The organism is Streptomyces odonnellii, from assembly GCF_000981895.1.
Taxonomy (GTDB): domain Bacteria; phylum Actinomycetota; class Actinomycetes; order Streptomycetales; family Streptomycetaceae; genus Streptomyces; species Streptomyces odonnellii.
This window is the reverse complement of record NZ_LATD01000510.1, coordinates 1-5,014: the sequence shown is the minus strand read 5'-3', so window position 1 is coordinate 5,014 and position 5,014 is coordinate 1. Positions and strand designations below refer to the sequence as shown.

Here is a 5,014-nt window from a genome sequence, read left to right as displayed (position 1 = left end):
GGTGTGCGGTGCGGGGGCGGGGCCATGGCGTCCATAATGATCGCCGTCGTACGGCGCGAGACCTCGTCGACCTCGCGGCTGACGCTGCGGTCCGCGAAGGTCAGGGCACGGACCATCGCCTCCGCGAGATGCGGGTCGCGCTGGAGGGCGCGGAAGGCGCGCATCAGGGTCTCGGCCACCCGCTCCGCTGGGTCGTCCGCGCTCGGCGGGCGTTTGCGGAGGGTGGCGTGGAGATGATCCAGCCGGTCCTGCATCGTGGCGACCAGCAGATGGATCTTGGACGGGAAGTAGCGGTACAGCGTGCCCAGGGCGACCCCCGCCTCCTCGGCCACCTCGCGCATCTGGACCGCGTCAAAGCCGCCCCGGCAGGCCAGTCGGTGCGTGGCGGTCAGGATGTCCCTGCGGCGGGCCTCCTGACGTACCGTCAGAGCCGGCGCGGGACCTGACGCCGCCCGGGCTGCCTCCGCTGTCATCCGTCCGTCCCCAACCCCATCGCGCCGCACCGCCTCCGGACCGCACAGCATGGCAGGGGCCCGCGTCGTGGCGCGAATCACCCGATCCGGCCGGTACAGCCACGCTACTTGCCGGTAAATTCGAAACCCGCGACCGGACAAGTCTGAAACTTGTTCTAGATCGGCGCCGCCGGTTACGCTCCGGCGGAACATGGACCGCGCGGTGGATTCGTGCTGGGAGAAGGGGGCCGGAGTGACCGCTGAGGCCATGGAGGCGGGCACCGGAGACCGCGCCCCGGACAGCGAACGGCCCCTCCGTATCGCCCTCCTCAGCTACAAGGGAAATCCTTTCTGCGGCGGCCAGGGCGTCTATGTCCGCCATCTCTCCCGTGAACTCGCCCGCCTCGGCCACAGCGTGGAGGTGATCGGCGCCCAGCCCTATCCCGTACTCGACGAGGGCGTACCGCTCACCGAACTGCCCAGCCTGGACCTCTACCGGCAGCCCGACCCCTTCCGTACGCCGAAGCGCGACGAGTTCCGGGACTGGATAGACACGCTCGAGGTCGCCACGATGTGGACCGGCGGCTTTCCCGAGCCGCTGACCTTCTCGCTGCGCGCCCGACGCCATCTCGCCGCCCGCGCGGGGCAGTTCGACATCGTCCACGACAACCAGACGCTCGGTTACGGACTCCTCGGCGACCTCGGCGCCCCGCTCGTCACCACCATCCACCACCCCATCACCGTCGACCGGCGGCTCGATCTCGACGCCGCCGAGGACTGGCGCAGACGCGCCTCCGTACGCCGCTGGTACGGCTTCACCCGTATGCAGAAGCGTGTCGCGCGCCGGCTGCCGTCCGTTTTGACCGTCTCCGGCTCCTCGAAGCAGGAGATCACCGAGCATCTCGGGGTACGGCCGGACCGTATCGAGGTCGTGCACATAGGCGCGGACACTGAACTGTTCTCGCCCGACCCGGCCGTGCCGGAGGTCCCCGGCCGTATCGTCACCACGGCCAGCGCGGACGTCCCGCTCAAGGGCCTGGTCCATCTCGTCGAGGCCCTCGCCAAGGTCCGCACCGAGCACCCCGCCGCGCATCTTGTCGTCGTCGGCACGCGCCCCGAGTCCGGGCCGGTGGCGCGAGCGATGGAACGGTACGGGCTCGAAGGCGCCGTCGAGTTCGTCAAGGGCATCTCCGACGCCGAACTGGTCGGGCTGGTGCGGGGCGCGCGGATCGCCTGTGTGCCGTCGCTGTACGAGGGGTTCTCGCTGCCGGCGGCGGAGGCGATGGCCACCGGTACGCCGTTGGTCGCCACCACCGGAGGCGCGATCCCCGAGGTCGCGGGCGCGGACGGGGAGACCAGTCTGGCCGTACCGCCCGGCGACGCGGGTGCGCTGGCCGCCGCGCTGGGGCGGCTGCTGGGGGACGCGGAGCTGCGCGCACGGCTGGGGGCGGCGGGGCGCGAGCGGGTGCTGAACCGGTTCACCTGGGCGCAGGCCGCGCGGGGGACGGCGGAGCTGTACCGCGAGGCGATCGCCCGCCGGTCGCAGCCGCGGAGCCATGACCGGAGCCGTGACCGGAATCCGGACCGGTACGAGGACCAGTCCCGCCCCCAGTCCCAGTCGCAGTCCCGGTCGCAGCGCCGCGACGCCACCGTCCGGGCGGCCCGCAGCGGCGCCCGCTGATGCCGATGCCGTACCGGTCGCCCGCGCCCGCGTTACCCGCGGCGCCGTAACCGTGCACGCCGTACCGTACGCCCGCACCCGTACGCCCGTACTCCCGCTCCAAACCGACCGTGACCCGAACCGACGGGACCCGAACCGACCGCGAAAGCAGGACGACCCTGTGCTGACCGTGGACTTCACCCGCTTCCCGCTCGCCGCGGGCGACCGCGTGCTCGATCTGGGGTGCGGCGGGGGCCGGCACGCCTTCGAGTGCTACCGGCGCGGGGCCAGGGTCGTGGCGCTCGACCGGAACGGCGACGAGGTCCGCGAGGTCGCCAAGTGGTTCGCCGCGATGAGGGAGGCGGGGGAGGCGCCGGAGGCCGCCACCGCCACCGCCATGCAGGGCGACGCGCTCCAACTCCCCTTCCCCGACGCCTCGTTCGACGTCGTCATCGTCTCCGAGGTGATGGAGCACATACCCGACGACAAGGGGGTGCTCGCCGAAGTGGTCCGGATTCTGCGGCCCGGCGGACGGATCGCGGTCACCGTCCCGCGGTACGGCCCGGAGAAGGTCTGCTGGGCGCTCTCCGACGCGTACCACCAGGTCGAGGGCGGCCATATCCGGATCTACAAGGCCGACGAACTGCTGGGCAGGATAAGGGAGTCCGGGCTCAGGCCGTACGGTACGCACCACGCGCACGCCCTGCACGCGCCGTACTGGTGGCTCAAGTGCGCGTTCGGGGTGGACAACGACAAGGCGCTGCCGGTCCGCGCGTACCACAAGCTGCTGGTCTGGGACATCATGAAAAAACCGGCCGTCACCCGGGTCACCGAGCAGTTGCTGAACCCTGTGGTGGGCAAGAGCCTTGTTGTGTACGCGACGAAGCCGCGCGTTCGTCCGGCGGACGCCAAGTGACCTTGCCCAGCCGTGGCCCCGACGCCACGGAACATCTCGTCCTGCCCGGAGTGCTCACCGCGGAACAGGCCGCGGAGACGGTCGCCGGGATCCTCGCCGTACAGCGGAGGGACGGCGCGATCCCCTGGTTCCGGGGGCACCATCTCGACCCCTGGGACCATGTCGAGGCGGCGATGGCGCTGGACGCGGCGGGCGAACACGGGGCGGCGGCGCGGGCGTACGAGTGGCTCGCCCGGCACCAGAACGAGGACGGGTCGTGGTACGCGGCGTACGGCGACGCGGGTGCCGATACCGGTGGGGCCTCCACCGCGGCTGTGACCGCCGCTCCGGTGCTCGTCCCCCGCGACCTGGGGCGCGAGTCGAACTTCGTCGCCTACACGGCCGTCGGCGTCTGGCACCACTATCTCGCCACCGGCGACGACGCGTTCCTCGACCGCATGTGGCCCGTCGTACACGCGGCGATCGAGTTCGTGCTCGTACTCCAGCGGCCCGGCGGGCAGATCGGCTGGAAGCGTGAGGCGGACGGCACACCCCTCGACGACGCGCTGCTCACCGGGTGTTCGTCCGTCCACCAGGCCCTGCGCTGCGCGCTGGCGATCGCCGAGGAGCGCGAAGAGCCGCAGCCCGACTGGGAGTTGGCGGCGGGCGCGCTCGGCCATGCGATCCGCAGCCACCCCGAGCGGTTCCTCGACAAGAGCCGCTACTCGATGGACTGGTACTACCCGGTGCTGGGCGGCGCGGTGACGGGCGCACAGGCCACGGCGCGGATCGAGGCGGGCTGGGACCGCTTCGTCGTGCCGGGGCTGGGGGTGCGCTGTGTGGTGCCCAACCCCTGGGTGACCGGCGGCGAGAGCTGTGAACTCGCCCTGGCGCTCTGGGTGATGGGCGAGTCCGACCGGGCGCTGGAGGTGCTCCAGTCCATCCAGCATCTGCGCGCGGAGGACGGGATGTACTGGACGGGCTACGTCTTCGAGGGCAACCGCGCCGTCTGGCCGGAGGAACGCACCACCTGGACGGCCGGCTCACTGCTGCTGGCGGTGGCCGCGCTGGGCGGGGACGAGGCGACGACGGCGGTGTTCGGCGGCGAACGCCTCCCACGCGGCCTGGAGCCGGACTGCTGCGGCTGACCTCACGGATTAGGGTGCCCGCATGACGCTTCTCGGGCATGACCGCTACTGCGACGAGATCGTGGCGCAGACCGACCGGCTGAGGGCCGTACTCATGGGTGCCGATCTCACCGGCGCCGATCTCGCCGTGGCCGATCTCTCCGTGACCGTACCGAGCTGCCCCGACTGGACCCTCGGGCAGCTCGTACGGCATCTCGGCGCGGCCCACCGCTGGGTCGAGAAAATCGTACGGACCGGGGCGCGGGAGGAGATCCCCGACGAGGGGGTGCCCGAGTTCGAGGGCCCTGACGACTCCGATCCGGCCGCGCTGGCCGCCTGGCTCACCGAGGGGGCCGGGATGACCGCCGCCACGCTGCGGGCGGCCGGGCCCGGGGCCGAGGTGTGGAGTTGGGGCTGGGAGCGGAACGCCGGATTCTGGGCGCGGCGGATGACCCATGAGACGGTGATCCACCGGGCGGACGCGGCGCTGGCCGCGGGCGTGGCGTACGAGGTCGATCCGGCGGTCGCGGCCGACACGATCGACGAGTTCCTCCAGTGCATGACCTTCGCCCTGGCCGCCGGTGACCCGGAGGCCGCCGAACTTCGCGGCGCCGGCCGCAGTATCCATCTGCACGCGACGGACGTGCCGGACGCCGAGTGGCTGATCGAGTTCGGCGACGACGGGTTCACCTGGCGGCGCGGGCACGAGAAGGCGACGGTCGCGCTCCGGGGCCCGCTCACGGAGGTGCTGCGGGTCTTCTACCGGCGGTTGCCCGCGGACAGTGAGCTGGTGGAGGTGCTGGGGGACGCGAAGCTGCTGGACTTCTGGCTGGAGAGGGCGTCGTTCGGCTGAGGCGAAGGTGGGGGCGGGGTGCGGCGG

General features: G+C 71.9%; 5 protein-coding genes. 4 read left to right on the top strand and 1 reads right to left on the bottom strand.

Annotation, left to right across the window (positions count from 1 at the left end; genetic code table 11):
- Positions 1-473: TetR family transcriptional regulator (locus WH07_RS34190; RefSeq protein ID WP_046508789.1), on the bottom strand; the 473-nt coding region annotated here is incomplete at its 3' end.
- 232 nt (positions 474-705) lie between these two features.
- Here WH07_RS34190 and WH07_RS34185 point away from each other — a divergent pair.
- The 4 genes from WH07_RS34185 to WH07_RS34170 all read left to right on the top strand — a co-directional run bounded on the left by WH07_RS34185 (position 706) and on the right by WH07_RS34170 (position 4,987).
- Positions 706-2,133, top strand: a complete 1,428-nt coding sequence (locus WH07_RS34185) for a glycosyltransferase family 4 protein (RefSeq protein ID WP_046508791.1) — start codon at positions 706-708, stop codon at positions 2,131-2,133.
- Between the two features lie 160 nt (positions 2,134-2,293).
- The gene (locus WH07_RS34180; RefSeq protein WP_046508787.1) at positions 2,294-3,028 is read left to right on the top strand and encodes a class I SAM-dependent methyltransferase; all 735 of its coding nucleotides are present in this window, start codon (positions 2,294-2,296) and stop codon (positions 3,026-3,028) included.
- A 2-nt stretch (positions 3,029-3,030) separates the two neighbouring features.
- Positions 3,031-4,155, top strand: coding sequence for a prenyltransferase/squalene oxidase repeat-containing protein (locus tag WH07_RS34175; RefSeq protein WP_408645981.1), 1,125 nt, complete (start codon positions 3,031-3,033; stop codon positions 4,153-4,155).
- A gap of 22 nt (positions 4,156-4,177) precedes the next feature.
- Complete coding sequence (locus WH07_RS34170; protein WP_046508784.1) at positions 4,178-4,987, top strand: maleylpyruvate isomerase family mycothiol-dependent enzyme; 810 nt, start codon at positions 4,178-4,180, stop codon at positions 4,985-4,987.
- Positions 4,988-5,014: the final 27 nt, after the last annotated feature.